The sequence below is a fragment of the Rhodoplanes tepidamans genome (assembly GCF_030813915.1).
In the GTDB taxonomy this organism is placed as follows: Bacteria; Pseudomonadota; Alphaproteobacteria; order Rhizobiales; family Xanthobacteraceae; genus Rhodoplanes; species Rhodoplanes tepidamans.
This window is the reverse complement of the sequence record NZ_JAUSUJ010000039.1, coordinates 11854-36590: the sequence shown is the minus strand read 5'-3', so window position 1 is coordinate 36590 and position 24737 is coordinate 11854. Positions and strand designations below refer to the sequence as shown.

At 70.0% G+C, this 24737-nt stretch carries 25 protein-coding genes; 12 read left to right on the top strand and 13 right to left on the bottom strand.

What is annotated here, in order from left to right; translation table 11 throughout:
* Window positions 1–166 precede the first annotated feature (166 nt).
* Window positions 167–1090, bottom strand: a complete 924-nt coding sequence (locus J2S22_RS29390) for a leucyl/phenylalanyl-tRNA--protein transferase (protein ID WP_272780220.1) — start codon at window positions 1088–1090, stop codon at window positions 167–169.
* Between the two features lie 176 nt (window positions 1091–1266).
* Between J2S22_RS29390 and guaA the strand changes: the two genes are divergently transcribed.
* From guaA to J2S22_RS29375, 3 genes are read left to right on the top strand one after another with little or no spacing between them, the layout of a single operon-like run.
* The gene (gene guaA, locus J2S22_RS29385; protein WP_272780221.1) at window positions 1267–2817 is read left to right on the top strand and encodes a glutamine-hydrolyzing GMP synthase; all 1551 of its coding nucleotides are present in this window, start codon (window positions 1267–1269) and stop codon (window positions 2815–2817) included.
* A gap of 24 nt (window positions 2818–2841) precedes the next feature.
* Window positions 2842–3108 (top strand): type II toxin-antitoxin system HicA family toxin, encoded by a 267-nt coding sequence (locus J2S22_RS29380; protein ID WP_272780222.1) that lies wholly within the window; start codon window positions 2842–2844, stop codon window positions 3106–3108.
* The gene (locus tag J2S22_RS29375; RefSeq protein WP_272780223.1) at window positions 3105–3323 is read left to right on the top strand and encodes a type II toxin-antitoxin system HicB family antitoxin; all 219 of its coding nucleotides are present in this window, start codon (window positions 3105–3107) and stop codon (window positions 3321–3323) included. The genes J2S22_RS29380 and J2S22_RS29375 overlap by 4 nt, the downstream gene beginning before the upstream one ends.
* A 1323-nt stretch (window positions 3324–4646) precedes the next feature.
* Here the strand turns inward: J2S22_RS29375 and J2S22_RS29370 are convergent.
* The 4 genes from J2S22_RS29370 to J2S22_RS29355 form a co-directional block, all read right to left on the bottom strand.
* Window positions 4647–5000: a helix-turn-helix domain-containing protein gene (locus J2S22_RS29370; RefSeq protein ID WP_272780224.1), complete on the bottom strand. Its 354-nt coding sequence runs from the start codon at window positions 4998–5000 to the stop codon at window positions 4647–4649.
* On the bottom strand, window positions 4981–5364 hold the full coding sequence (locus tag J2S22_RS29365; protein WP_272780225.1) for a type II toxin-antitoxin system RelE/ParE family toxin: 384 nt from the start codon (window positions 5362–5364) through the stop codon (window positions 4981–4983). Before J2S22_RS29365 ends, J2S22_RS29370 begins: the two co-directional genes overlap by 20 nt.
* Window positions 5365–5548: 184 nt before the next feature.
* Window positions 5549–5977, bottom strand: coding sequence for a type II toxin-antitoxin system VapC family toxin (locus J2S22_RS29360; protein WP_272780226.1), 429 nt, complete (start codon window positions 5975–5977; stop codon window positions 5549–5551).
* A 12-nt stretch (window positions 5978–5989) separates the two neighbouring features.
* Entirely contained in the window at window positions 5990–6292 is a 303-nt protein-coding gene (locus tag J2S22_RS29355; protein ID WP_272780227.1) for a hypothetical protein, read from the bottom strand.
* Window positions 6293–6637: 345 nt separating this feature from the next.
* On the opposite strand from J2S22_RS29355, the gene J2S22_RS29350 reads away from it, so the two are divergent.
* The 4 genes from J2S22_RS29350 to J2S22_RS29335 all read left to right on the top strand — a co-directional run bounded on the left by J2S22_RS29350 (window position 6638) and on the right by J2S22_RS29335 (window position 10329).
* Window positions 6638–7891, top strand: coding sequence for a GGDEF domain-containing protein (locus J2S22_RS29350; RefSeq protein WP_272780228.1), 1254 nt, complete (start codon window positions 6638–6640; stop codon window positions 7889–7891).
* Window positions 7892–8025: 134 nt separating this feature from the next.
* Window positions 8026–8322: a putative quinol monooxygenase gene (locus tag J2S22_RS29345; protein ID WP_272780229.1), complete on the top strand. Its 297-nt coding sequence runs from the start codon at window positions 8026–8028 to the stop codon at window positions 8320–8322.
* 143 nt (window positions 8323–8465) lie between these two features.
* Window positions 8466–9206: an SDR family oxidoreductase gene (locus tag J2S22_RS29340; protein ID WP_272780230.1), complete on the top strand. Its 741-nt coding sequence runs from the start codon at window positions 8466–8468 to the stop codon at window positions 9204–9206.
* 109 nt (window positions 9207–9315) lie between these two features.
* Complete coding sequence (locus J2S22_RS29335) at window positions 9316–10329, top strand: aldo/keto reductase (protein ID WP_272780231.1); 1014 nt, start codon at window positions 9316–9318, stop codon at window positions 10327–10329.
* A 64-nt stretch (window positions 10330–10393) separates the two neighbouring features.
* Here J2S22_RS29335 and J2S22_RS29330 read toward each other — a convergent pair whose 3' ends face one another.
* A complete protein-coding gene (locus tag J2S22_RS29330) occupies window positions 10394–10741 on the bottom strand; it encodes a type II toxin-antitoxin system VapC family toxin (RefSeq protein WP_272780232.1) in 348 nt (115 codons plus the stop codon).
* Entirely contained in the window at window positions 10741–10983 is a 243-nt protein-coding gene (locus J2S22_RS29325) for a type II toxin-antitoxin system Phd/YefM family antitoxin (protein WP_272780233.1), read from the bottom strand. The genes J2S22_RS29330 and J2S22_RS29325 overlap by 1 nt, the downstream gene beginning before the upstream one ends.
* A gap of 198 nt (window positions 10984–11181) precedes the next feature.
* On the opposite strand from J2S22_RS29325, the gene J2S22_RS29320 reads away from it, so the two are divergent.
* On the top strand, window positions 11182–13137 hold the full coding sequence (locus J2S22_RS29320; protein WP_272780234.1) for a DNA/RNA non-specific endonuclease: 1956 nt from the start codon (window positions 11182–11184) through the stop codon (window positions 13135–13137).
* 105 nt (window positions 13138–13242) lie between these two features.
* On the opposite strand, the gene J2S22_RS29315 is transcribed toward J2S22_RS29320, so the two are convergent.
* The 3 genes from J2S22_RS29315 to J2S22_RS29305 all read right to left on the bottom strand — a co-directional run bounded on the left by J2S22_RS29315 (window position 13243) and on the right by J2S22_RS29305 (window position 16872).
* Window positions 13243–14175, bottom strand: a complete 933-nt coding sequence (locus J2S22_RS29315; protein ID WP_272780235.1) for a hypothetical protein — start codon at window positions 14173–14175, stop codon at window positions 13243–13245.
* A 199-nt stretch (window positions 14176–14374) separates the two neighbouring features.
* Complete coding sequence (locus J2S22_RS29310; RefSeq protein ID WP_272780236.1) at window positions 14375–15199, bottom strand: DUF72 domain-containing protein; 825 nt, start codon at window positions 15197–15199, stop codon at window positions 14375–14377.
* Window positions 15200–15234: 35 nt separating this feature from the next.
* Complete coding sequence (locus J2S22_RS29305; RefSeq protein WP_272780237.1) at window positions 15235–16872, bottom strand: Na+/H+ antiporter; 1638 nt, start codon at window positions 16870–16872, stop codon at window positions 15235–15237.
* A 302-nt stretch (window positions 16873–17174) separates the two neighbouring features.
* Here J2S22_RS29305 and J2S22_RS29300 point away from each other — a divergent pair, with 302 nt between their 5' ends.
* Window positions 17175–17531: an ArsC family reductase gene (locus J2S22_RS29300; protein ID WP_272780238.1), complete on the top strand. Its 357-nt coding sequence runs from the start codon at window positions 17175–17177 to the stop codon at window positions 17529–17531.
* 15 nt (window positions 17532–17546) lie between these two features.
* Here the strand turns inward: J2S22_RS29300 and J2S22_RS29295 are convergent, their stop codons facing one another.
* A complete protein-coding gene (locus J2S22_RS29295) occupies window positions 17547–18056 on the bottom strand; it encodes a YgjV family protein (RefSeq protein WP_272780239.1) in 510 nt (169 codons plus the stop codon).
* 119 nt (window positions 18057–18175) lie between these two features.
* Window positions 18176–18673 (bottom strand): peptide deformylase, encoded by a 498-nt coding sequence (locus J2S22_RS29290; protein ID WP_272780240.1) that lies wholly within the window; start codon window positions 18671–18673, stop codon window positions 18176–18178.
* 209 nt (window positions 18674–18882) lie between these two features.
* Between J2S22_RS29290 and J2S22_RS29285 the strand changes: the two genes are divergently transcribed.
* From J2S22_RS29285 to J2S22_RS29275, 3 genes are all read left to right on the top strand, one after another.
* Window positions 18883–20070 (top strand): thioredoxin domain-containing protein, encoded by a 1188-nt coding sequence (locus tag J2S22_RS29285; RefSeq protein WP_272780241.1) that lies wholly within the window; start codon window positions 18883–18885, stop codon window positions 20068–20070.
* A gap of 140 nt (window positions 20071–20210) precedes the next feature.
* Window positions 20211–21914 carry an alpha-amylase family protein gene (locus tag J2S22_RS29280; protein ID WP_272780242.1) on the top strand — a complete coding sequence of 568 codons (1704 nt, stop codon included), beginning with the start codon at window positions 20211–20213 and terminating at the stop codon, window positions 21912–21914.
* A gap of 296 nt (window positions 21915–22210) precedes the next feature.
* The gene (locus tag J2S22_RS29275; protein WP_272780243.1) at window positions 22211–22423 is read left to right on the top strand and encodes a hypothetical protein; all 213 of its coding nucleotides are present in this window, start codon (window positions 22211–22213) and stop codon (window positions 22421–22423) included.
* Between the two features lie 316 nt (window positions 22424–22739).
* Here J2S22_RS29275 and J2S22_RS29270 read toward each other — a convergent pair whose 3' ends face one another.
* Window positions 22740–24422, bottom strand: a complete 1683-nt coding sequence (locus tag J2S22_RS29270; protein WP_272780244.1) for a methyl-accepting chemotaxis protein — start codon at window positions 24420–24422, stop codon at window positions 22740–22742.
* Window positions 24423–24737 lie beyond the last annotated feature (315 nt).

Sequence of the window (24737 nt, the reverse complement as noted above, 5' to 3'; positions counted from 1 at the left end):
CAGGGCCGGGAATCCAACGAGCGGTCTCCGTCAGCTCGTCACTATGCCAGTGACAGCCGACAGATACAGGAATCCAGCCGAGAACTCCGAGATTGCCGCTGGATTCCGGATTCGCGGCTTCGCCGCGCCCCGGAAATGACGGCGAACGGGTCACCCGGGCGCGGTATCAATCCTTGTCGGGCTTGCCAGCGCCGCCCGGCTGCCAGGCGGCGACCGTGGCGAGGTCGGTCTCGACGCTCCAGCGGCCGGGCTTGCCGGGCAGGGCGGGGGCGTCGGCCAGCAGCGCACGGAACTCTCCCCGCGGCACCGTCCGGAACCCCATGTCGAGGATGGTCGGGGTCGGCCACTTGCCGTCGTCGATCCGGAAGCCCCACCGCGCCAGATGCCAGTGCAGCACCGTGAAGCCGATCTTCGAGGTGTTGGGCTCGTGCGAGAACTGCGACTCGGTGAAGAACGCGCCGCCCGCCGCCACGCCGTAGCCGCCGCCGACGAGGGCGCCCGCCTCGTTCCACACCTCGAAGGAGTGGACTTGGCCGGCGTCGAACATGTCGGCGTAGAGCCGCATGATCCGCGGCGTGATCCAGGTGAGGTGCCAGCGCCCCTCGCGCCGGCCCGCACAGGCCGTGATCACGCCCGGAAAATCGCGGTCGAACGTCACCGTGTAGCGGCCCTGGCGCATCTGGCGGCGCAGCCGCTTGGCGATGTGCAGCTCGTCGAGCCGCAGGATGCAGCGCTCGGCCGGCGACACCCATTTCAGCGGCCCGACATGGGCGAACGGGAACAGCCCCTCCCGATAGGCCGCCAGCACGGTGGCGGGCGACGGGTCGTGGACGATCCCGCAGATCCCGAACGGGTTCACGGTGCGGTCCGGGTCGGGCAGGCCGGCGGCGGGGTCGACGAGGTCGAGCGCCCACAGCCGGGCCAGCCCGGGCAGGCCCTGCAGCCGCGGCGGCTTCAGGGCCCAGGCGGTGCCCAGCGCGACGCGCTGCAGGCGCTGGCCGAGGCTCTCGTGGAAGAGCGCGCGGCGGCGCGCGTCGCAGGCTCCGGGCGAATCCGGGGCGGGATCGGCGACGGCCGTGGTCGGGGTCATGGGGGTGTCTCGCTCGGCGCTCGCACGGGGGGCCGCGACGGCCGTTCGGCCGCATCCTCGCCGGTCCGCCTTTATGGACCGTTACGGGGCGCGACGGCCGGATTGCACACGAATTCACCGGGGGTTGCGGGCGCTCCGGATTGCGGCGGGACGCGTGATCCGCTAACCCCTCGGCCATGAAACACGACAAGATCCTGATCGTCGACTTCGGCTCCCAGGTCACCCAGCTGATCGCCCGGCGGGTGCGCGAGGAGGGGGTCTATTCCGAGATCGTACCCTATCAGAAGGCGGCCGAGGCCTACGAGGCCATGCGCCCGAAGGGCGTGATCCTCTCCGGCGGCCCCGCCTCGGTGCACGAGGCGGGCGCGCCGCTGCCGCCGAAGTCGCTCTACGAGGCCGGCGTGCCGATCCTCGGCATCTGCTACGGCGAGCAGGCGATGGCGCACCAGCTCGGCGGCCTGGTCGAGGGCGGCCACCACCGCGAGTTCGGCCGCGCCGAGGTGCAGGTGACCGACGAGAGCCTGCTGTTCGACGGCATCTGGCAGGTCGGCGAGAAGTATCCGGTGTGGATGAGCCACGGCGACCGCGTCACCCGCCCGCCCGAGGGCTTCAAGGTGGTCGGCACCTCGCCCAACGCGCCGATCGCGATGATCGCCGACGAGACCCGCCACTTCTACGGCACCCAGTTCCACCTCGAGGTGATGCACACGCCGCACGGCGCCCTGCTGCTGCGCAACTTCGTGCGCAAGGTGGCGGGCTGCCAGGGCGACTGGACGATGCGCACCTTCAAGGAGGAGGCGATCGAGAAGCTGCGCGCCCAGGTCGGCGACGGCAAGGTGATCTGCGGCCTCTCGGGCGGCGTCGATTCGGCCGTGGCCGCCGTGCTGCTGCACGAGGCGATCGGCAACCAGCTCACCTGCGTGTTCGTCGACCACGGCCTCCTGCGCCGCGGCGAGGCCAAGCGGGTGATCGCCATGTTCCGCGGCCACTACAACATCCCGCTCGTCCACGTGAACGCGCGCGAGCAGTTCCTGCAGGCGCTCGACGGCGTCACCGACCCGGAAGACAAGCGCAAGATCATCGGCAAGGCCTTCATCGACATCTTCGAGCAGGAGGCCAAAAAACTCGGCGGGGCGGAGTTCCTCGCCCAGGGCACGCTCTATCCGGACGTGATCGAGAGCGTCTCGGCCACCGGCGGCCCGTCGGTGACGATCAAGTCGCACCACAATGTCGGCGGCCTGCCCGAGCGCATGAACATGAAGCTCGTCGAGCCGCTGCGCGAATTGTTCAAGGACGAGGTCCGCGCGCTCGGCCGCGAACTCGGGCTGCCCGACGTGTTCGTCGGCCGCCACCCGTTCCCCGGCCCCGGCCTCGCGATCCGCTGCCCGGGCGAGATCACGGCGGAAAAGCTCGAAATCCTCCGGTATGCGGACGAGATCTATATCGAAGAGATCCGCCGCGCCGGCCTCTACGACGACATCTGGCAGGCTTTTGCCGTGCTGCTCCCGGTCAAGACCGTCGGCGTGATGGGCGACGGCCGCACCTACGACTACGTCGTGGCGCTACGCGCCGTCACCTCGACGGACGGCATGACGGCCGATTTCTATCCGTTCGACATGAAGTTTTTAGGCCACGCCGCCACCCGCATCATCAACGAGGTGAAGGGCGTCAACCGCGTCGTCTACGACGTGACGAGCAAGCCGCCCGGGACGATCGAGTGGGAGTAGGGGGGCGGGGAGAGGCCATGCTCGATGGTGTCGCGGCGCGCGCTCATCGGCATCTACGAACGGGTTCTCTCCGGTGAGGGAACCGTCTCGTTTCGGGATTTCGAATCGTTGCTGCTCGCGCTCGGCTTTGTGCTGAAGGCACAGAAGGGAAGCCATCGCATTTGGCTGAACCCGGCAGTCGGGCGCCCGTTCCCGGTTCAGCCGGATGGGAGCAACGCCAAGCGATACCAAGTGCGCCAGCTTCGGGATATCATCCGGCGATGCAACCTCACGCTGGGTCCGGGCGAATGAACCGCTACGCGATCGTGGTCACCTGGTCGGACGAGGACGGCGCCTGGATCGCCGAGGCGCCGGATCTCGAGCCGTGCGCGGCACATGGTCCGACCCCGGAGGCGGCCGTCGCCGAGTTGCGCGTCGCCATGGAGGCCTGGCTCGATGTCGCGCGGGAGAACGGGCTGCCGATACCGCCGCCTCGTTATCGACCCGGCATCGCCGCCGCTGAGTGACGCGGCGCGTAGAGTGGGTCAGCGCCGAAGGCACGTTACCCACCGGCTGGGCTTTCTAAAAGAAGTGGTGGGTTACGGCGCTTTGCGCCTAACCCATCCTACAAAGGAGAGGGCAGCGAAACATTTACCTAAAGTATGAAGCTTCCTCGATCTGCATATCCGGCTGGGTGTACGGTTATTGCAGATGCCCTGGATAAACGCTGCTTTCGGCAGTGAAAACTCCAGTTTCTTCCACTGTCCGATGCGACCTGAAGCCATGCCCCGTTGCGACGCTCAAGCCATCCAGATGCGAATAACTCGCCGGCGTGGAAGCCTGCGTTTGCGGCTGGGATCCGATGCTCGGCTTCGTCGGTGGGCCAAAATGCCACGTGGACCGAGATTTCATCCCATCCGGCATCCCACAGGGACGCGATCGCAGGAATCTCTTCGATTTCGAATCGGAACACATGCGGCTGTTGCCGAATATTGTTGTCTCGGGAGACTCCAGGCCAGCGGTTGTCACCTGGACGCAGTGAGAACAATTGCCGAGCAAGGCTGGCGTTAATCCCGGCTACCATAGCGTTTCGCCAAGCCCGCAGTCGACAAGACTTCGAATAGTCAACGTTTCTGAATTTGGAAGAAGATGTCCTAAGTATGTGGCTGTTGTCTTTGATCGGTAGCGTATCGAATAGCATATTTCGTTCGTTTGGCGTCGGAGTGCGGCCGGTCAGCTTTTCGCGGCGAGCAAGAAACGCGGATTCGTCGAGTAGCACAAAACTCGGATGGCTTATTTGATTCGCTCTAACCGCGGCCCGCAACGCCGCGTATGTACCGAAACCGCACGCTGCAGCCAGCGCCTCGCTCAAGTGGGACGACTTTTCGTTTGGAAAACGGGCGACAAGCGCGCGTTTCATAGCCCGCAGGCCAGAATCAGACAGTGCTATGGATGTCATGAGTTCGATCCTTCGTATCTGGGTCGATGTTCGCCGATTACGCATCGACCAATTTACGAAGGTCGAATGTATCTAACAGAATGTCAGCTTTGACCCGGCGACAGGTCTGGCGAGACGGCCATTGTTAAAAATACTCCATTCATACTTCCTTTTCAAGGACACGAGAGATGGGTCGAAGGATCTCGGTATCGGATCGCCTTCGACTCCACACATCCCCCGAACTCGGACAGGCACGATCACTTCGCTCCTTCTCCGCGCACCGGGTTGATCACCGGGACGCCGTAAAAATCCTTCGCGTTGTCGGTGACCGCGGTGCAGCCGTTCGAGCCCGTAGGGCGGATTAAGCGCGCGGCGCCGTCATCCGCCAGTAGGCCTGACCCGCCCTGCGATCTCACGCCGCCACCACCGAAATCCGCCCCGCGGCGCGTGACCGCGGCTTGGTCCGGATCACGATCTCCACGTCCTGGTCGAGTGCGGTGAGAAACGTCATCAGCCGCTCGACCGAGTAGCCGCCGAGCCGGTAGTTCGCCAGCGCCGAGATCTTCGGCTGGGTGATGCCCAGCTTCTCGGCGGCGGCGGCCTGGGTCAGGCGCTTGCGGGCGATCACCTGGTTGATCGCGTGGGCCAGCCGCAGCTTGGTCTGGCGCTCCTCGGCATCCTCGAAACCGAGGTCGGCGAACACGTTGCCGGTGCCGCGCGTGATCGTCGCATCGGCCTCGTGCTTTTCAGCTTTTCTTGGTGCCATGGCGAGCCTCGTAATCCTGCTGCGCGATCTTCAATCGACGTTCGACGAGATCGATGTCGACCTGCGCCGTCCTGATGCCTCTCGGCGATTTCTTCTGGAATGCGTGGAGAACGTAGACCACCTCCTTGAACCGCACGGTGTAGACCGCCCGGTACGTGTCGCCGCGGAAATCCTCGACGACCTCGAACACGCCGGGGCCCTGGCCCTTCCAGGGCTTTGCCGACGGGTGCTTGCCGCCGAACTGGGCGAGCCCGAGGGCGTTTCCCATCGCGTCCTTCACCGGACCCGGGAAGGCGATGAAGTCGCGCTTGGACGAGCCCACCCAGTCGAGCGGCTTCTCGCCTCGCGCCAGGGATCGAGCCATGTGGGCATTATCCCAGTTTCGGGATAAACTCGCAAGGAGCGGATCGGCCGGTTGCAACGTCGCCGGCGAGGCTTGTCGCGCGCAGGATAGGCTGAGCAAGAAGACGAAACCCATCGCTTGCGTAGTGTCGTGCGATTCGCGTCGTCGGTGATGGGTATCGCCTTCGGCACCACCCATCCTGCGCTTACGATCGTCCCCGCACCGGGTTGATCACCGGGACGCCGACGAAATCCTTCTCGTTGTCGGTGACGACCGTGCAGCCGTTCGCGGCGGCGATGGCGGCGACGATGGTGTCGAGGGCGCTGCGCGGGCGGCCCTTTCGGCGGCCCTCGGCCATCAGGCCGGCCCAGGCGAGGGCGGCGCGCGCGTCGAATCCGAGAATGCGGCCGGCGAACAGCGCCTGCGGTCCCTGCGGCCCGGAAAACCAGCCGTCGAGGGCGTCGCGGCGCTTGCCGTCGGGCAGCTCCAGAATGCCGCGGCGGATCTCGGCGAGCGTCAGGGTCGAGATGAACAGGGCGTCGTCCGGCTGTTCGGCCATCCAGGCGAGCAGCGACGGCGACGGGATCGGCCGGGTGAATTGGCTGATGACGTTGGTGTCGAGCAGATACCGCATCGGCCGCCGTCGCTATCCCAGATCGACCTCGCGTCCGGGCTCCCGGGAGCGGCCGAGGTCGAGCCCCGAGCCGGCGAGCGGCGATGCCAGCAGTGCGGCGGCAATCCCTCCCCGGGCCGGCGGCCCGCCGGAGATCGATCCTGCCACGACGGCGCGCAGCCGTTCCGCCTCCGGCGTGTCCTCGGCCAGCCGTTTCGCCAGCGCGCGGATCAGGGCGCGGTCGCTGTCCCGGCCCAGCACCTCGAAACGGGCGAGGCCGCGGGCGCCCAGCCGCGACCGATACTTCTCCATGGCACGTTTCTGCGGGTCGCCCATCGCCGGCTCCTCGTCTATCCAGTAATATATCCAGATATCCCCACGGGACAAGCGGACCCGCTCGCGGGCCACAGGATCGCGGCTGCGCCGCCCTCTATCGCCTCGTCAGAATCGCGCCGGTGACCACGTCGAACAGATGCTCCGCCCGCGGCACCAGCGGCGGCTGGTCGGCGAGCCAAGCCAGCGCGCTGATCAGCGCGAACAGGTCGTTGCCGTCGATGTCGGGGCGCGCCGCGCCGGATCGATCGCATTTGAATCATGGAGTAGATGTACGATTATATCTCCTGGACTACACCGTCATGGCGCGGAATGGTCGAAGAGGGGCGAGATTGGAACGTTTCGAGCATGGACGGTAGCGTCGTTCGCGTCACCCTCTCGTTGATCGCGCCCGGAATACTGTTCTTGTTCGGCATGGCGTTTCTCGGCGCTTGGCTGATCGATCGGTCACGCCCGTATCTCTTGGTCCTCGCCGGGGCCTGCGCGGCCTTCACGCTGGGCGCCGTGTCGCAGATCTTGTGGCTGCCGGCGGCGTCCGGGCCGAACGCGATGCTGTCCGGCGCGCTCTACACCACCGCCGTGCTGATGGCGGCCGAGGGGATCCTGTCGCGGGCCGGCAAGCATGTCGGGTGGGGGCCGGCCGTCGTCGTCCTCGTCGGCGTCATGGCCCTGCTGGGCTACTTCTTCTATGTCGACCGCAATCTCCTGGCGCGCGTCTACATCCAGAACTTCGGTTACGGGCTGGTCTTTCTCGTCACCGCGCTGCGGCTGACCGCGCTGGCGCGCGGCCGCGTCGTCGACCGGCTGCTGTTCTGGATCCTGCTCGTCTTCGCACTGCATTTCGTCCCCCGCACCGTGCTGACGATCGGCGTCTCCGCGCCGCAGGGCCCGCTGGCCTTCGCGGCTTCGCCGTTCTGGCAGACCCTGCAGCTGTCGCTGGCGCTGTTCGGCGTCGGCCTGGCGCTCACCCTGCTGGCGGCGGCCTGGACCGACGTCATCGACGACATGCGGCACGAGCGCGACATGGACGCGCTCACCGGGGTGTTCAACCGGCGCGGCTTCGAGGACCGGGTGGCGGCCCGCTTCGACCGGCGCGAGACGCCGGCCTCGCTGCTCCTGTGCGACCTCGATCACTTCAAGAAGATCAACGACACGCTGGGCCACGCGGGCGGTGACGCGGTGCTGCGGCAGGTCGGCCGCCTCCTGCGCGGCACCGCGCGCCGCGACGACGTGGTCGGCCGCCTCGGCGGCGAGGAGTTCGCCGTGTTCCTGCCCGGCACCCGGCTGGCGGATGCCTACGAATGCGCGGAGCGATTACGCACCACCATCGCGCAGCATCCGTTCGCGCTCGCGGGAGGGACGCGGCGCGTCACCGCCAGCTTCGGGGTCGCCGAGGCGGAGCCGGACGAGACCTGGGACTCGCTGTGCCGGCGGGCCGACCTCAGGCTCTACGAGTCCAAGCGCGACGGCCGCGACCGGACGACGGCGTCGGCGGGGTCCCGGCGCGGGACGGCGAGCGACGCCGAGCTGGCGGCGGTGGCCCGGGTCGCCATGGACGGCTTCGATGCCCGCCCGGCCGGGCGGGACGGGCCCGGTGCATGACGCCCCCGTCGACTGCGAGGCACCGCCTCCGGCCGCGGCGCTCGACCGCGCGGGCGCGGCGTGAGATCAGGCTCCGTCCGGCGCCGCGGATCGTCCGCGCCGCCGAAGCGTTGCCTCCGGAAAGGACCTGCCCGATGTCCCATCCCGTCAAGATCGTCGCCCTCCTGGTCGCCAAGCCGGGCCAGGCCGAGGCCCTGAAGGCGCTGGTCGACACCATGGTCGAGCCGTCGCGCGCCGAGCCCGGCAACCTGCGCTGGGACGTCTGGCAGGTGCAGGGCGATCCCGGCCGGCTCGTGCTGGACGAGCTCTACGTCGACGCCGCGGCCGTTGCGTCGCATCGCGAGACGCCCCACTTCAAGGCCTATGTGGCCGCGGTCGGCGACGTCGCCGAGCGAACCTCGATGCTGCTGGACCCGGTCCGGATCGCCTGACCGCCGTTCGTCGCCCGATCGACTCCCTGCCCGGGAGTCGTCCAGGACCGACGGGCGCGACCATGTCCATCGTCCCGGTTCCCGCCTCACCCCCGGCGGCCGCCGTCCCGACTCGCGCGTGGGGGCCAGCGGAGGAACGCGTGATGAGCGAAGGCATTCAGGACAAGGTCGTGCTGATCACCGGCGGCAGCACCGGGCTGGGCGCCGAGACGGCCCGCCATCTCGCGGCGCTGGGCGCCCGGATCGCGGTGGCGGCGCGCCGCAAGGACAAGCTGGACGCCGTGGTCGCCCAGATCGCCGCGGCCGGCGGCGAGGCGCGCGCCTATGCACTCGACGTCACCGACAAGGCCGGGGTCAAGGCGGTGGTGGATGCCGTGATCGCCGATTTCGGCCGCCTCGACGTGCTGATCAACAATGCCGGCGTGATGCCGATCCGCCCCATGGCCGAGGTGAACACCGACGAATGGGACGCGATGATCGACGTCAACATCAAGGGCACGCTGTACGGCATCGCGGCCGCGCTGCCGGTGTTCCTGGCGCAGGAGAGCGGCCACATCGTCAACCTGAGCTCGGTCGCCGGCGTCAAGGTGTTCGCGCCCGGCGGCACCGTCTATTCGGGCACCAAGTTCGCGGTGCGGGCGATCTCGGACGGGCTTCGCCAGGAGGTCGGCCCCAAGGTGCGGGTCACCTCGATCGAGCCCGGCGCGGTGGACAGCGACCTCAAGCACGGCACCACCGGCACGGCGCAATCGACCGTGCTCGACTTCTACAAGATCGCGATTCCGGCGAGCGCCGTGGCGCGCGCCATCGCCTATGCCATCGCGCAGCCGCCCGAGGTCGACATCAACGAGATCGTCCTGCGCCCGACGGCGCAGGAGTTCTGATCATTCTCTCCCGCTCTCCCGGCCCCGCTCTCCCGGCCGGCTTCGCGGCCGCCGCGGACCGGCGGACCACGATCGGACGATATCCGGACGACACGACTGGAGACTTCCCATGGCCCTGAAGGACATCCTCCCCGGCAAGCTCGGCTTCGGCGCCGCGCCGCTCGGCAACATGTTCCGCGACATCCCGGAGGAGGAGGCGCGGGCGACCGTCGAGGCGGCCTGGACCGACGGCATCCGCTACTACGACAACGCGCCCTTCTACGGCGCCGGCCTCGCCGAGATCCGCATGGGCGAGGCGCTCGCGGGCAAGCCGCGCGACGCGTACGTCATCAGCACCAAGGTCGGCCGCGTCATCCTGGACGAGATCGAGGACCCGGCCGCCCGCGACCAGGGCGAGAAGGGCGGCGTGTTCGCGCACGGCCGGCCCAACAAGGTCGTCAACGACTACTCGGCCGACGGCACGCTGCGCTCCATCGAGGACAGCCTGAAGCGCCTGAAGACCGACCATGTCGAGATCGTCTGGGTGCACGACGTGGCCCAGGACTTCTATCGCGACGACTGGCTCGGCGTGTTCGAGACCGCCCGCAACGGCGCGTTCGAGGCGCTCGACCGCCTGCGCGACGAGGGGGTGATCAAGGCGTGGGGACTGGGCGTCAACAAGGTCGAGCCGATCGAGCTGCTGCTCGAGCTCGACGGGCCGCGTCCCGACGGGGCGCTGCTCGCCGGCCGCTACACGCTGCTCGATCATGGCCGCGCGCTGCAGCGGCTGATGCCGATGGTCGCCGCGCGCGGGCTCGGCATCGTGGTCGGCGGGCCCTACAGCTCGGGCGCGCTGGTCGGCGGGCCGAACTTCGAGTACGCGCCGGCCAAGCCGGCGATCCTCGACAAGGTGGCGCGCATCAAGGCGATCGCCGACCGGCACGGGGTGAGCATGAAGGCGGCGGGCCTGCAGTTCTCGCTCGCCAATCCGGCGGTCGCCGCCGTGATCCCCGGCGCCAGCCGCCCAGGCCGGATCGCCGAGGACCGCGCCGCGCTGGAGGAGACGGTGCCGGCCGACTTCTGGCGCGCGCTGCGGCAGGCCGGTCTGGTCGATCCCGCCGCGCCGCTGCCCGGCGGGATCTGAGCGGGGTTCGGCGTCAGGATACGGAGCCACCGGTCGGGCATGCGCCTCGCCGGCGGCGACCGGTTCAGGTCAGGAGCCGCGTCGGCACCCCGAGCAGCGGCCCGGCCGCTGCGAGGGTCCGATCGAGCGTGTACAGGGTCGCTCCGGACTCCGATGCGGTCGCGAGGTGCAGGGCGTCGCCCAAGCTCTCGGCGACCAGCGTGTTGAACACCGCGAGCGCCGCCGCGCGCTGGGCGAGATCGATCTGCCCCGACCGCAGCTTGATCGCCATCGCCGAGGACAGCTCGGTAATGGTCCAATCGCTGATCAGCAGCTGCGCCGGCTCCTGCTCGGCCAGCCAGCCCTGGACCCGCGCAGTCGCCGGCTCGTTGGACAGCGCGGCGACGATCAGCGACGTGTCGAGATAGATCATCAGGCGCGGTCGCCGTCCCGCATTGCGCGCACCAGATCGGCGGCGCCTTCGGCCTGCGGCGGCATGATCGCCGTCAGCGCCTGCAGCCGCGCCACGTCGATCTGCTTGCGCGGCTTCTCCACGGTCGTGAGCCGGGCGACCGGCTTGCCGCGCCGGGTGATGTCGATCGTCTCGCCGGCCTCGATCCGGTCGACGAGCTCGCTCAGGCGAGCCTTGGCGTCCGCCAGACTGATCGCGTTCATGCCAGTCTCCTGACCATCTACCTGGTCATATATTGCATCGACAGGGCCGACACCAGTGCGTGCGAGGCGCGAACGCGGCTGTCGTCGGCGCGACAAGATGCCCGCATAGCGTGATCTCGTGTCACGATGCGCGTCGTCGGGCGGCCGCCGGCGGATGCCGGGGGCGGGCCGCCGTTCATCGGCCGGGAGGGCCGTCGCATGAACGCCGAACAGCTTCGCCGTGGGGTCGCCAGGATTCTCAGCCGCCGCCCGGACATTGCCGCGCGGCTCGCCCAGGTCGGGGTCGACGCGCCGGCGATCGCCCGCGCCGCGGCGCCCTCCGATCGTGGCCGCCTGGAGTTCGCCGGTCCGGCGATCGCGGCGGCGACCGGGGCCGCCTCGCCGGTCGGCCTGCCGCGCTCGGTGTCGGCCGAGATCGAGAGCATCATCGAGATGGTGGGGCGGCCGACCCTGTTCGTCTCGGGCGACGACTTCGACCTGCCGGCCGAGGAGGAGCTGGCGCTCCGGCTGCGCGCCGCCCGCGCCGCGGTGGCGCCCCGGCTCCGCTCGGTCGGCCGGGTCGAGGTGTTCGACGGCATGGTGAAATGGCCGATCGGCACCGCCTGGATGGTGGCCGAGGGCATCGCCGTCACCAACCGACACGTCGCCGAGCGGTTCGCCACCACCGACGCGAACGGCCGGCCGGTGCTGCTCACCGATCTGCGCGGGCGGCCCTACCGGGTCGTCGTCGACTTCCGCGAGGAGCACGGCACCATCGAGGAGAGCGAGATCGCCGTCGAGGCGGTCGTCTACCTGCCGCATCGCAGCAGCGCGGTCGCCGACGTGGCGCTGCTCCGCCTCGCCGGGCCCGGCCGGCTGCCGCCGCCGATCCCGCTCGCCACCGGCACGGCCGCGCCCGACCGCTGGATCGCGGTGGTCGGCTATCCGCAGCCCGACGAGCGCATCCCGCCCGAGGCCCGCGCCGTGGAGGAGACGTATTTCTCCGGCGTCTACGGGGTGAAGCGGCTGTCGCCCGGGCAGATCGACCGGCTCGACCTGCCCGCGGCGCCGGCCTGGCTGCTCGCCCACGACGCGACGACGCTGGGCGGCAATTCGGGCTCCGTGCTGCTAGACCTGTCGACCGGCGCCGCCGTCGGCCTGCATTTCATGGGCGAGTACCGCCGGGCGAACTACGCGGTCGCGGCCGACGAGATCGCCCGCATCCTCGGCGACCTCGGGCTCGCGCCCACCCGGGTTCCGGCGGCGCCGTCGCCGGTCCCGGCCGAGGACGTGCTGCCGGCCGGCGCCGTCGAGGCGGCCGAGGACCTCTCCGGCTTCGCCGGCTACGCGGCCGACTTCATCCTGCCGCGCGGCGACGCGAGCTTCGAGATCCCGCTCCCCGAGGTGACCGGGCAGGCGCCCGGCGAGGTCGCCACCCTGACCGACGGCAGCGGCAGCGTGCTGCACTATCGCAACTTCAGCGTGGTGATGAACGCGGCGCGCCGGCTCTGCTATTTCAGCGCCGTCAACATCGACGGATCGAAGACCTTCTCGATCAACGGCCAGCGGCCGCGCTGGCGCACCGACCGGCGGCTCGACGAGGCGCTGCAGATCATCGGCGAATGCTACGGTCCCGAGGATCAGGGCAAGTTCAGCCGCGGCCACATGACCCGTCGCGAGGACCCGAACTGGGGCGACCGGCGCGAGGACGCGGTGACCTCCAACCGGCACACCTTCTTCGTCACCAATGCGTGCCCGCAGGTGCAGCCGTTCAACGCCGGCCTGTGGCTGAGCCTGGAAAACTACGCGCTGGAGAACTGCGACCAGGACGACATGCGCATCTCGGTGTTCACCGGACCGATCTTCCGCGACGACGATCCGGAGTTCTTCGGCGTGCCGGTGCCGACCGCGTTCTTCAAGATCCTCGCCTTCCGGCACGACAGCACCAAGGCGCTCTCCGCCACCGGCTACGTGATGTCGCAGCGCGACGTCCTGCCGAGCCGGGAGGAGTTCGTGTTCGGCCAGTTCCGCAGCAGCCAGGTCACCATCCGCCACATCGAGCGGGAGACCGGGCTGTCGTTCCATCACCTGCGCGACCACGACCCGTTCGACGACGGCACCGAGGCCGTGGCGGTGCGCTGGCTGCGCCGGCCGACCGACATCCGCTTCGCCTGACGTCGCGCATCGGGTCCCGCCCGATGCGGCATCGTCCGGGGCACGCGCGGCCGGAAGACGCGGACGCCGTTTCATCCCTCGGGTGCGCCCCCGCCCATGGCGCACTCACTCCGTCTCGATCTTCAGCTTCGTCGCGCCGGTGTAGCCGTAGACGTCGAACAGGAGCGTCAGGATCTCGCGGGCGATCGCGGCGTCGGTGAACGTCTCGACCGGATAGCTGCGGGAATAGTTGGGCGCGCGGCCCGGATCGGCGAAGCCGGCCCGGTGCAGCCGCGCGATCCGCTCCGGGGTCAGGACCGCGGCGAGCGCCGGCCAGCTCTCGGCCGACTGTGCCTCGCAATAGATCGCGACCGGAGCCGTCTCCGGCCCGCACTGCACGTAGCCGATGCCGGCCGCGAAGACGACGTATACGCGGCGGGTGCTGTTGAGCCGCAGCCGCTGGATCTCGGCCGCCACCGTCGGCCCGTAGAGGCCGACCAGCGCCTCCGCCGATGGCACGACCTGCGGCGTCTCGGGATCGGCCTTGTAGGAGCAGGTGCGGATCGCGGTCGCCCGCATCGACGGCGCGTCGGTGACGCTGCCGGCGAGGTTCTGGGTCGGGCCGGCGCGCGGCGGGCAGGGCAGGTCGGCGACCCAGGCCGTGCTCAGCTCGAGGCGGGAGGTCTTCGCATCGTAGGCCTCGGTCAGCACCTGCAGGACCAGTGCGGCGATCGTGGCGGTCGGGACCTCGGCCGGGAACACCCGGACGTGATGGCCGAAGCTCGGATCGAGAACGAACCCCAGCGCCGCCAGCCGGCCGAGCCGCTCGGGCGTCAGCACCCGGGACAGCGACGGCTGCAGGACGGCGCCCGCCGCCTCGCAGCGCATCTCGCGGCCCGGCAGCCGGCGGCACTGCACGAAGGCATTGCCGTCCCAGATCGTCGCGTAGCCGACCCGGCCGGGGCGGACCAGCGTGGTGATGTTCTGCAGGGCGTCGTCGATCGGCACGCCCGAGCTCGGCGACTGGCCTCTGCCGCTGCCGGCCGAAACGAGAGCCATCGCCGTCACGGCCGCGATCGACGCCACCCGCCACGCCCCCATGGACGCCCCCACGCCACCCGGATTGTCGCTCGGTCCCGACCGCGGCAGGTCGTCAGCGCCGGCCGCCGGCCGAGAACGGAAGTAGAACACGGGCGACGCGTCGTGTCAATCCTGGGTTGCGCGGCTGGTCGGTGTGGTGCCGTCGGCCGCGACGTCGTCAGCCCACCCGTTCGATCAGCGCCATGGCGGCGGCCGGGTTCTTCGGCTTGGCGCCGCTGATCACGTAGAGGAACACGTCGCGCGGCTTCGGTTCGGGCGCGGCATCGGGGGCGGCCGTCGCCAGGCCGGTCTCCGTCTCGCCGGCCGCCCATGCCTTCGCCCGGGCCGCCCAGGCGTCGAGTGCCGCGGCGGCGTAGCCGAGCGGCTCGCTCTCCTGCGTCCCCATGATGCGGGCGTAGACGAAGTCCGCCGTGACGTCGGCGATCTGCGGATACTTGGAGTCGCCGGCCACCACGATCGCGACGCCGTGCTTCTTCGCCAGCGCCACGAAGGCGGGATCCAGGAAGCTCTCGTGCCGCGCCTCGACGGCATGGCGGATCGTTCGGCCGTCGACGCTCTTCGGCAGCAGCCCCATGAAGGCATCGATGTCGTCCGGATCGAACGTCTTGGTCGGCGCGAGCTGCCAGTTCACCGGCCCGAGCCTCTCGCCGAGCGCCGCCACGCCGCTCGCGAAGAACTTGTCCACCGACGGCCCGGCCTCGGCCAGCACCCGGCGGTTGGTGGCGAAGCGCGGGCCCTTGAGGGCGAACACGAAGCCGTCCGGCGTCTCGTCGCGCCACTTGGCGAAGGTCTCCGGCTTCTGCGAGCCGTAGAACGTGCCGTTGATCTCGATCGAGGTCAGGCGCGCCGCCGCGTAGGCGAGCTCCTGCTTCTGCGGCAGCCTGTCCGGATAGAAGGTGCCGCGCCACGGCTCGAACACCCAGCCGCCGATGCCGATCCTGATCGTGCCGCCCTTGCCGGCCGCCCTGGCCTTCGTGCTCATGCCCGCCTCCTGTCCGCCCCGCCGTTCACGGCCGCTCACTCGCGCGCCTGGTAGCGCGCCTCCAGGAGATCGAACTCCTGCATCAGCCGTGTCGCCACCGCGCTGCCGATCTTCCGCTCGATCAGCAGGCCCAGGACGGCCTCGCGCGAGGCCCGCACGGCGGCGACCCGCATGACGCGCTCGATGCCCTCGTCCTCGCGGGCCCGGACCGGATCGTCGCCGGAGCGGTTCTCGACGCGGGCGCGGTAGATGTCCATCAGGCGCGAGGCGATCTCGACGTAGCGGTCGGCGTCCGGCCGGCCCTCGGCCATCGCGTGCTGGACCTCCTCGATGCGGGCGATGGCGGCCTCGGCGGCGGCGATCCGGGCGAGGTCGTCCTCGCCGTCGGTGGACGGCTCGGCCGGCAGGTCGAGCCCGCGCAGCGCCAGCGGGAGGCCGATCGCCGCGATCAGCAGCGACGCGATGATCACCCCCATCGCGATGAAGATCGCGAGGTCGCGGGCCGGAAACGGCTCGCCGACCGGCAGCGTGACCGGCAGGGTCAGCACCGCGGCGAGCGTCACGGCGCCGCGCGGGCCGGCGCACGCGGTGGCGATCGCCAGCCGCACCAGGCTCGGGGCCGCCAGGCCGAAGCGCCGCCAGGTGCGGAACCAGGTGATGCCGAGCGACACGCTCGCCCAGGCGAGGCGCAGCGCCGTCAGCCCGGCGGCGATCGCCACCACGTAGCCGACGAGCCAGATCGGGTCGGTCTCGCCGGCGAGGCCGACGGTCTGCTGCGCCTTCGGCAGGATCGCCGGGAGCTGCTCGCCGAGCAGCACGAACACGACGCCGTTGGCAGCGAACTGGATCATGTCCCACACGGCGCGCCGCCGCACCCGGGTCAGCGCCAGCGCCTGGCCGGTCGCCTCGACATAGCTCATCGTCACGCCGGCCCCGACGGCGGCCAGAATGCCCGAGCAGCCGGTCTCCTCGGCCGAGAGATAGGCGGCGAACGGGATCAGCAGGCTCACCAGGATGTTGGAGCCCGAATCCTCGCCGAAGCGGCGGCCGACGATCTCCTTGAGCCGCAGGATCGCCAGCGACACCCCGACGCCGACCGCGAGCCCGCCGGCCGCCACCCAGCCGAAGGTGAGGGCGGCTTCGATGGGCGAGAACGTGCCGGTCGCCACCGCGGCGACGGCGAAGCGGAAGCACACCAGGCCGGTCGCGTCGTTGAGCAGCGACTCGCCTTCGAGGATGTGCATCATCCGGCGCGGGATGGGCACCCGCCGGGCGATCGCCGAGACGGCGATCGGGTCGGTCGGCGACAGCACGGCGGCGAGCGCGAAGGCGACGCCGAGCGGCATCGTCGGGATCAGCCAGTGGATGAACAGGCCCATTCCCACAACCGTGAAGGCAACGAGCCCGAGCGCGAGCTCCAGCACGGTGGCGCGGTCCTTGAGCAGCTCGTCCTTGGGAATGCGCCAGCCGTCGAGGAACAGCAGCGGCGGCAGCAGCAGCAGGAAGAACAGCTCGGCGTCGAACTCCACCCGGATGTCGGAGAACTGCCCGATGGCGGCCCCGAAGGCGATCTGCACCAGCGGCCGCGGGATCGCGACCGGCAGCATCCGGGACGCGGCGCTCGACACGACGACGACCAGCAGCAGGATCAGGACGGTGGTGACGACGCTCACGCTGTTCGGCCTCGCTGGACGTCCGGCGGCGCGCCCCGGGGCGGTGGCGATCGCCGCCCGCACCGGCGCGTTCCGCCATCGAGGACGGCCGGCCGCGCAGCGTCAACGGTTTTTGCCGCCGATCGGGGCAGGGATGCGGCACGCCGCGAAAAACGGCACGATCGCGCCCCGATCCCGGCCGCGGGTTCCGGTGCGGGCGGCCGCAAGGCCATCATGCCGGGTGAGCGGCCGCCGTCGGTTTGCCGCGCGAGGGGCGAATCGGCGATCGAGTGACGCGGGTCAGCGAAGGCGGAGCAGCGACGATGGCGGGCCGGACACCCATCCTCTACGGCATCAAGGCGTGCGACACGATGAAGAAGGCGCGGGCTTGGCTCGACCAGCACGGCGTCGCCTACGACTTCCACGACTACAAGAGCCGCGGCATCGACAAGGCGAGGCTCGAAGCCTGGGCCGGCAAGGTCGGGTGGGAGCGGCTCCTCAACAAGGCCGGCACCACGTTCCGCAAGCTGCCCGACGCCGACAAGGCGGATCTCACGAAGACCAAGGCGTTCGGCCTGATGCTGGCGCAGCCGTCGATGATCAAGCGGCCGGTGCTGGAGATCGGAGACGACCTGCTGGTCGGCTTCTCGCCCGAGGTCTGGGCGAAGACCTTCGGCTGAGTCGCGACGGCGCCGTCACGCCGCCGCGGCGGCGCGGCGGGCTCGCACCATCCGCACGATGGTCGAGGTCATGGCGACGGCGATCGCGCCCTCCAGCAGGGTGCCGCCGATCGAGCCGGACAGCACGTTGTTGGCGAGCCACATCAGGCAGCAGGCCAGCATCACCAGCCGCATCGGGATCCCGCGCATCAGGAACACGGCGAGCGTGCCGAAGCTCGACGCCGCCACGGGCAGCCAGCCGGTCCAGTGGGTGACCACCTGGGAGCCGATCGCGAGCAGGATCGCGACCACCACGACGGCGAGCAGCGGCGAGGTGGTGCGCAGCGCCAGGAACGAGCGCGCCGCCGAGACGATCGCGGTCGCCATCGCGGGAATGTTGCCGAGCATGAAGAAATGGATCGCGTAGGCGATGCACTGGAGGCCGTTGAGCAGCTTCAGCGGACGGTCGGAGGTCTGCAGGAAGGCCGCCATGCCGAGCACGAAGGCGGCGTATCCGGCGATCTGGGCCGGAGCGAAGAAGTCCATGGTCGAGCAGTCCACAATGCGGTCCGCACCGTCCCACGGACGGCACCGCGGCACCATAGTGCCGCTCCCCGGCGGGTCAACACGACGCGGCGAATGGCAGGGTGGCGCGGCCGCCACCGTCACCGGCGCTGCAGCTTCTCGTACTTCTTGACCACCCGCTCGCGCTTGAGGCGCGACAGGCGATCGATCCAGAAGCAGCCGTCGAGCTGGTCGATCTCGTGCTGCAGGCAGACGGCGAGCAGGCCGTCCGCCTCGGCCGTGTGGGTCAGCCCGTCGAGATCCTGCCACCGCACCTTGACGCGCGCCGGGCGCTCGATCTCCTCGCTGACCCCGGGCATCGAGACGCTGCCCTCCATGTGCGGCACCGTCTCCGGCGACGACCACACGATCACCGGATTGACGAAGGTGCGGGCGCCGTCGGCGAACGAGGTCTCGATCACCACGACCCGCTGCAGCACGCCGATATGCGGGCCGGTGATGCCGATGCCGGGGGCCGCCCGCATGGTGTCGAGCAGGTCGGCGGCGAGCGCCCCGAGCGCGTCGTCGAACGCCTCCACCTCGGCGGCCGGGCTGCGCAGCAGCGGATCCGGGAACTTGACGATGGGACGCACCGGCACGGGGCACCTCGGCGAGGGGGTGAGGAGAGCGGACGCCCGACTGTAGCCCCCTCCCGCCACCGCGCGAAAGCCGCGGCAGCGGCCACGGCGGACCGGCGCTCCGGCCTTGACCGGCATCAACCCGGGCGTGCGCCCGCGCGATAGAGTTCGGATCGGAGGTTTGCGCCGGCCGGCCGCGAACGCCGGCGCGCGCCGGATCGGGGCTGTCGATGCCGCGCCTGCCGACCCTCACGCCGTTCCGCTTCCGTCTCGCGCTGGCGGTGCTCCTCGGGCTCGTCTTCGTCGCGCTTGAGCTGTCCGGGGCGGGGCCCGCCCGGCCGCCCGCCGGTGCGACGGTCGCGACGACCGCCGGCGCGACCGCCGAGACCGTCGCGGCGGACGGGCGGCTGCACGTCTTCGTCCATCCCGAATGCCCGCACTGCCACGCCGCCCTCCGCTTCCTGCGCAGCCAACCCGGCCTCGATCCCGTGCTGCACGACGTCTCGGTGCCGGCCGAGGAGACGCTGCTGCTCGCGACGGCGCGCCGGCTCGGGATCGCCGAGGCGGATCTCGGGGTGCCGCTGTTCGTCGTCGGATCGCGCCACATGATCGGCTTCGACACGGCGGAGACGACCGGCCGCGACCTCCTCGCCCTCGCGGCCGGCGCCGGCGGGGCAGGGGCCGCGGCCGACCCGGTCCTGCGCCTGCCGCTGCTCGGTCCCGTCGATCCGGCCCGCTGGTCGCTCGCCGGCCTCGCGATCGTGACCGGCCTGTCGGACGGCTTCAATCCGTGCGCCATGTGGGTGCTGATCTATCTGATCTCGCTGATCGCCGGGCTGCGCGACCGCCGCAAGATATGGTGGCTGGTCGGCACCTTCGTGCTCGCCTCCGGCGTCCTCTATTTCCTGTTCATGACGGCGTGGCTGAACACCTTCCTGCTGATCGGCTACGTGCGGCCGCTGACCCGGCTGGTCGGGCTGGCGGCGATCGGCTTCGGGGCGGACCATCTGTTCGGACTCGTGGCGACGCGGGGCGCCGTCGTCTGCGAGACCGGCGACGCCGGGCAGCGCCGCCGTACGATGCAGTGGGCGCGCGACGCGGTCGCCGCGCCGATCGGGATCGGCAGCATCGCGCTGGTGATCGGTCTCGCCGTCACGGTGAACGCGGTCGAGTTCGTCTGCTCGGCGGCGCTGCCGGCGATCTTCACCCACATCCTCTCGCTCGCCGACCTCACGGCCCTTGCCCATTACGGCTACATCGCCCTCTACGTCCTGTTCTTCATGCTCGACGACCTGGTGATCTTCGGCCTCGCCGCGATGGCGGCGGAACGGGTGCTCGACACCCGCTGGGCCGCGGTGAGCCGCGGGGTCGGCGGCGTCGTGCTGATCGGTCTCGGCGTGTGGATGCTGGCACGCTGAGCGGACCGCCGGTCGGGAACCCGACGCTCGCGCCGGCGGTTGTGACCGAAGCCGAGGTGCGACGATGCTCCGCTCGGGCGCGTGCCCCGGCGCCGGTGCGGCCATGTCGCCGGGCGGCGCCGGACACGGAGCGGACCAGCATGATCGACGACCTCTGGTACAAGAACGCGGTGATCTACTGCCTGTCGGTCGAGACGTTCATGGACGCGAACGGCGACGGCGTCGGCGACTTCCAGGGGCTCACCCGCCGGCTCGACTACCTGCACGGCCTCGGCGTGTCGGCCGTCTGGCTGATGCCGTTCCAGAAGTCGCCGCAGCGCGACGACGGCTACGACGTCTCCGACTACTACGCCATCGATCCCCGCTACGGCACGCTCGGCGACTTCGTCGAGTTCACCCACGGCGCCAAGCAGCGCGGCCTCCGGGTGCTGATCGATCTCGTCGTCAACCACACCTCGATCGACCATCCCTGGTTCCAGGAAGCGCGTCGCGACCCCGCCTCGAAGTACCGCGACTGGTACGTCTGGTCGAAGAAGAAGCCGAAGAACGCCGACGAGGGGATGGTCTTTCCCGGCGTGCAGAAGACGACCTGGACGTACGACGAACTCGCCAAGGCGTACTACTTCCATCGCTTCTACGAGCACCAGCCGGACCTGAACACGTCCAACCCGGAGGTCCAGGCCGAGATCCTGAAGATCATGGGCTTCTGGATCCAGCTCGGCGTCTCCGGCTTCCGGGTGGACGCGGTGCCGTTCATCATCGGCACCAAGGGGCCGGACGTGACGACGCCGAAGGAGCAGTTCGACATGCTGCGCACCTTCCGCGAGTTCATGCAGTGGCGGAAGGGCGACAGCATCGTGCTGGCCGAGGCCAACGTGCTGCCCGAGACCGACATGGAGTATTTCGGGCGCGACGGCGACCGCATGCACATGATGTTCAACTTCCAGGTCAACCAGAACCTCTTCTATGCGCTGGCGAGCGCCGACACGCGGCCGCTGGTGAAGGCCATGAAGGCGACGAAGTCGCGGCCGGCGACGGCGCAGTGGGGCCAGTTCCTGCGCAATCACGACGAGCTGGATCTCGGCCGCCTGGAGGAGGAGCAGCGGCAGGCGGTGTTCGCCGCCTTCGGTCCGGAGAAGCACATGCAGCTCTACGACCGCGGCATCCGCCGCCGCCTCGCGCCGATGCTGGGCGGCGACCAGCGCCGGCTCGAGCTCGCCTGCAGCCTGCAGTTCACGCTGCCCGGCACGCCCGTCATCCGGTACGGGGACGAGATCGGCATGGGCGACGACCTCGACCTGCCGGAGCGCAACTGCGCCCGCACACCGATGCAATGGTCGGGCGAGCCGCAGGGCGGCTTCACCAGGAGCGACGCGCCGGTGCTGCCGGTGATCTCGGGCGGCCCGTGGGGCTACGAGCACCTCAACGCGGCGGTGCAGCGTCGCGACCCCGAATCGCTCCTCAACTGGACGGAGCGCATCATCCGCATGCGCAAGGAGGTGCCGGAGGTCGGCTGGGGCGACTTCGCCGTGATCACGACCCGCGATCCGGCCGTGCTGGTGATGCGCTACGACTGGCGCAACAACGCGGTGCTGTTCGTCCACAATCTCGCCGGCACGCCGCGCGAGGTCGCGTTCGCGACCGGGATCGACGGCGAGCACGGCCGGCTGCTCGTCGACCTCCTCGGCGACGATCATCTCGAGGTCGACGAGACGGGCCGGCACCGTCTGGTGATCGAGGGATTCGGCTATCGCTGGTACCGGGTGGGCGGCCTCGACTATCTGCTCCGCCGCAGCGAGATCGACTCCCGACCGGACACGCGGGCCGGCCGGTCCGGCGGCTGACGGTCGCGGGCCTCACGATCCCCTCAACTTCCCGCGATGCCGCCGGCACGTCACCGGCGTGCCTTCGTTTGGTCGATCTCGGCGCCGCGCCGCCGGTGCTGCGTCGTCGTCACGATGAGAAAACGTTGCGGCGTCGGGGGCCTGCGCGACGGCTGCGGCGCTGCTGCTTCGCCGTGCCGCTGTGGTCCCCCACTACCTGCCGCGGCAACGCCGCGAAATGGTCACGCGGTTTTCGTCGCCTCTTCGCAAGCGGCCTGTACGCCTCTCGCTCTCTCGCAACGAAGAGGACCCCCGCCATGGGAACGCTGATGATCCGCTGCCCCGAGACCGGACGCGCCGTGTCGACCGACATCTCCGTGAGCCGCGAGGCATTCGCCGCCATGCCGGTGTTCTTCAGCCGGACCTTCTGTCCCTACTGCCGGGTGTCGCACGAATGGTTCGCAAAAGACGCATGGGTGGCCGAGGCGGTCACCACGGTGCGCGAGCAGACCGGACGGCGTGTGGCGTGATGAACAATAATTCCGATGCGCGTGAGCCCATGCGCCGGACTGTCTCGGCAACAACACGGGTGGATGGAGTCAGTAAGCTTGTCGACACCCGCCCTTTTACTGCCGTGAGACAATTTTCGGACCGGGTCCGCAGTATCCCTTCCGGGAAACCGCGGCTGTGCCGATCCGACTCTCCCGCTATGGTTCCTCTCGACCCGCTGTCCGAACCGATCCGAGCAAGGCGCGTAAGCCCGCGTTGCGGGTCAGCTCCGGGCGGCGGGCCCGAGGGACGTCCTCTCACGTGAGCGCGGTGGCGTGCCGCGGGATCGATGTGGCGTCAGGCGGCACGCACCGTCGCCAGGAACTTCTCGACCTCCAGACGAAGATGGTTGCTCTCGTCGGCGAGCCGGCTCGCCGCCGCGTGCACCTCGCCGGAGGCGGCGCCGGTCTCCTCGGCGCCGCGGCTGACCCGCGTGATGGTCTCGGCGACCTCGCCGGTGCCGGCCGCCGCCTGCTGGATGTTGCGCGAGATCTCCGACGTCGCCGCACCCTGCTGATCGACCGCCGCCGTGATGGCGCCGGCGATCTCGGCGATGCGGCCGATGGTGCCCGAGATCTCCTTGATGGCCGCGACCGAATCCTGGGTCGCCGCCTGCATGCCTGAAATCTGCGCCGAGATGTCGCCGGTCGCCTTCGCGGTCTGGGCGGCGAGCGCCTTCACCTCCTGGGCGACGACCGCGAATCCCTTGCCGGCCTCGCCGGCGCGTGCCGCTTCGATCGTCGCGTTGAGGGCGAGCAGGTTGGTCTGCTCGGCGATGTCGGTGATCAGCTTGACCACGTCGCCGATGCGGTTCGCCGCGACCGACAGCGCGCCGATGCGCCCGTCGGTCTTCGCCGCCTGGCTGACCGCCTCGTCGGCGATCCGGCTCGACGTCTGAACCTGGCGGCTGATCTCGCCGATCGACGAGGTGAGTTCGTCGGTCGCCGCCGCCACGGCCTGCACGTTGGTCGAGGCCTCCTCGGACGCCGCGCTGACCGTGGTCGACAGCTTCTGGGTGTCGTCGGCCGTGCGGGTCAGCGTGCCGGCCGTCGCCTCCAGCTCGGTCGCCGAGGCGGACACCGAGCCGATGATGCCGCCGACCGCCTCCTCGAACTGGTCGGCGAGGCGCGCCATGTCGGCCCGGCGCTGCGCCGCGGCGCGCGCCTCGGCCTGCTTCTGCTCGGCCTCGAGCCGCTCGCGCTCGATCGCGTGCTCCTTGAACACCTCGACGGCGCGCGCCATCAGGCCGATCTCGTCGCCGCGGTCGAGCGACGGGACCGCGACCGAATGGTCGCCCTCCTGCAGCCGGCCCATGATGCGGGCGAGCGCCACCAGCGGACGCGTCTGCCAGCGCAGCACGGCGTACAGGATTCCGCCGATCACGACGGCGGCGAGCAGCGCCTGCAGGGCGATGCCGCCGACCAGGCCGTCGAGCATGCCGAAGAAGTCGCTCTGCTTGAGGCCGACGAACAGCACCCCGATGGTGGCGCCCGAGGCGTCCTTGATCGGGTCGTAGGCCGTGAAATAGGCCTCGCCGAGAATGTCGGCTGTGCCCCGATAGGGCACGCCGCGCACCAGCACGGCGTCGTGGGCGGGACCGACCAGCCTGGTGCCGACCGCACGGCTGCCGTCCGGCTTGCGCACATTGGTGCTGATCCGGATGTCGCGCAGGAACACCGTGGCGACCCCGCCGACCAGGGTCTGGACGCGGTCGACCAGCGCCGTGTCGCCGTCGAGCGGGCGCTGGCCGGCCATCAGGCGGTCGCCCGCGAGGCGCAGCTCGCCGGCGCCGCGCAGCACCTCCCAGGCGACCCGCATGTTGGTTTCCTGCCGCGCCTGCGCCTGCGCCTCGAGCTCGCGCCCCACCTGGTGCGAGACGACCAGCACCAGCCCGGCACAGAGGAGGCCGATGCCGGCCACGGTGAGGGCGGAGATCTTGGTCGGCAACGACAGGTGGCTCAGGACGGAAAAGACCTTCACGGGAAACTCCGGAACTGGGCTGGACGGCCAGCGTGGCAGCGGGGTGCGATCGAGCGGGCGGCGGGACCTTGGATGTCCGACGGGCGCGCCTCGCTTGCGCCCTGGCGCCCGAGGCGCTGGCGAAAAAGTCGATCTGTATACAGTTTCTAATGAGCCCGAGCCGTTAAGAACACCTGAACGGGTTAGGCTTGAGCCATCCGTCCGGACACGGGCAACCATGCGACGATCTCGGCTCGCCCGCGTTCCGCGTCGGCGTGCGGTCACGCACCGCGAGAGTGCGGAAGGCGGCGGGCCGAGATGCGGGTCGCAGGGACG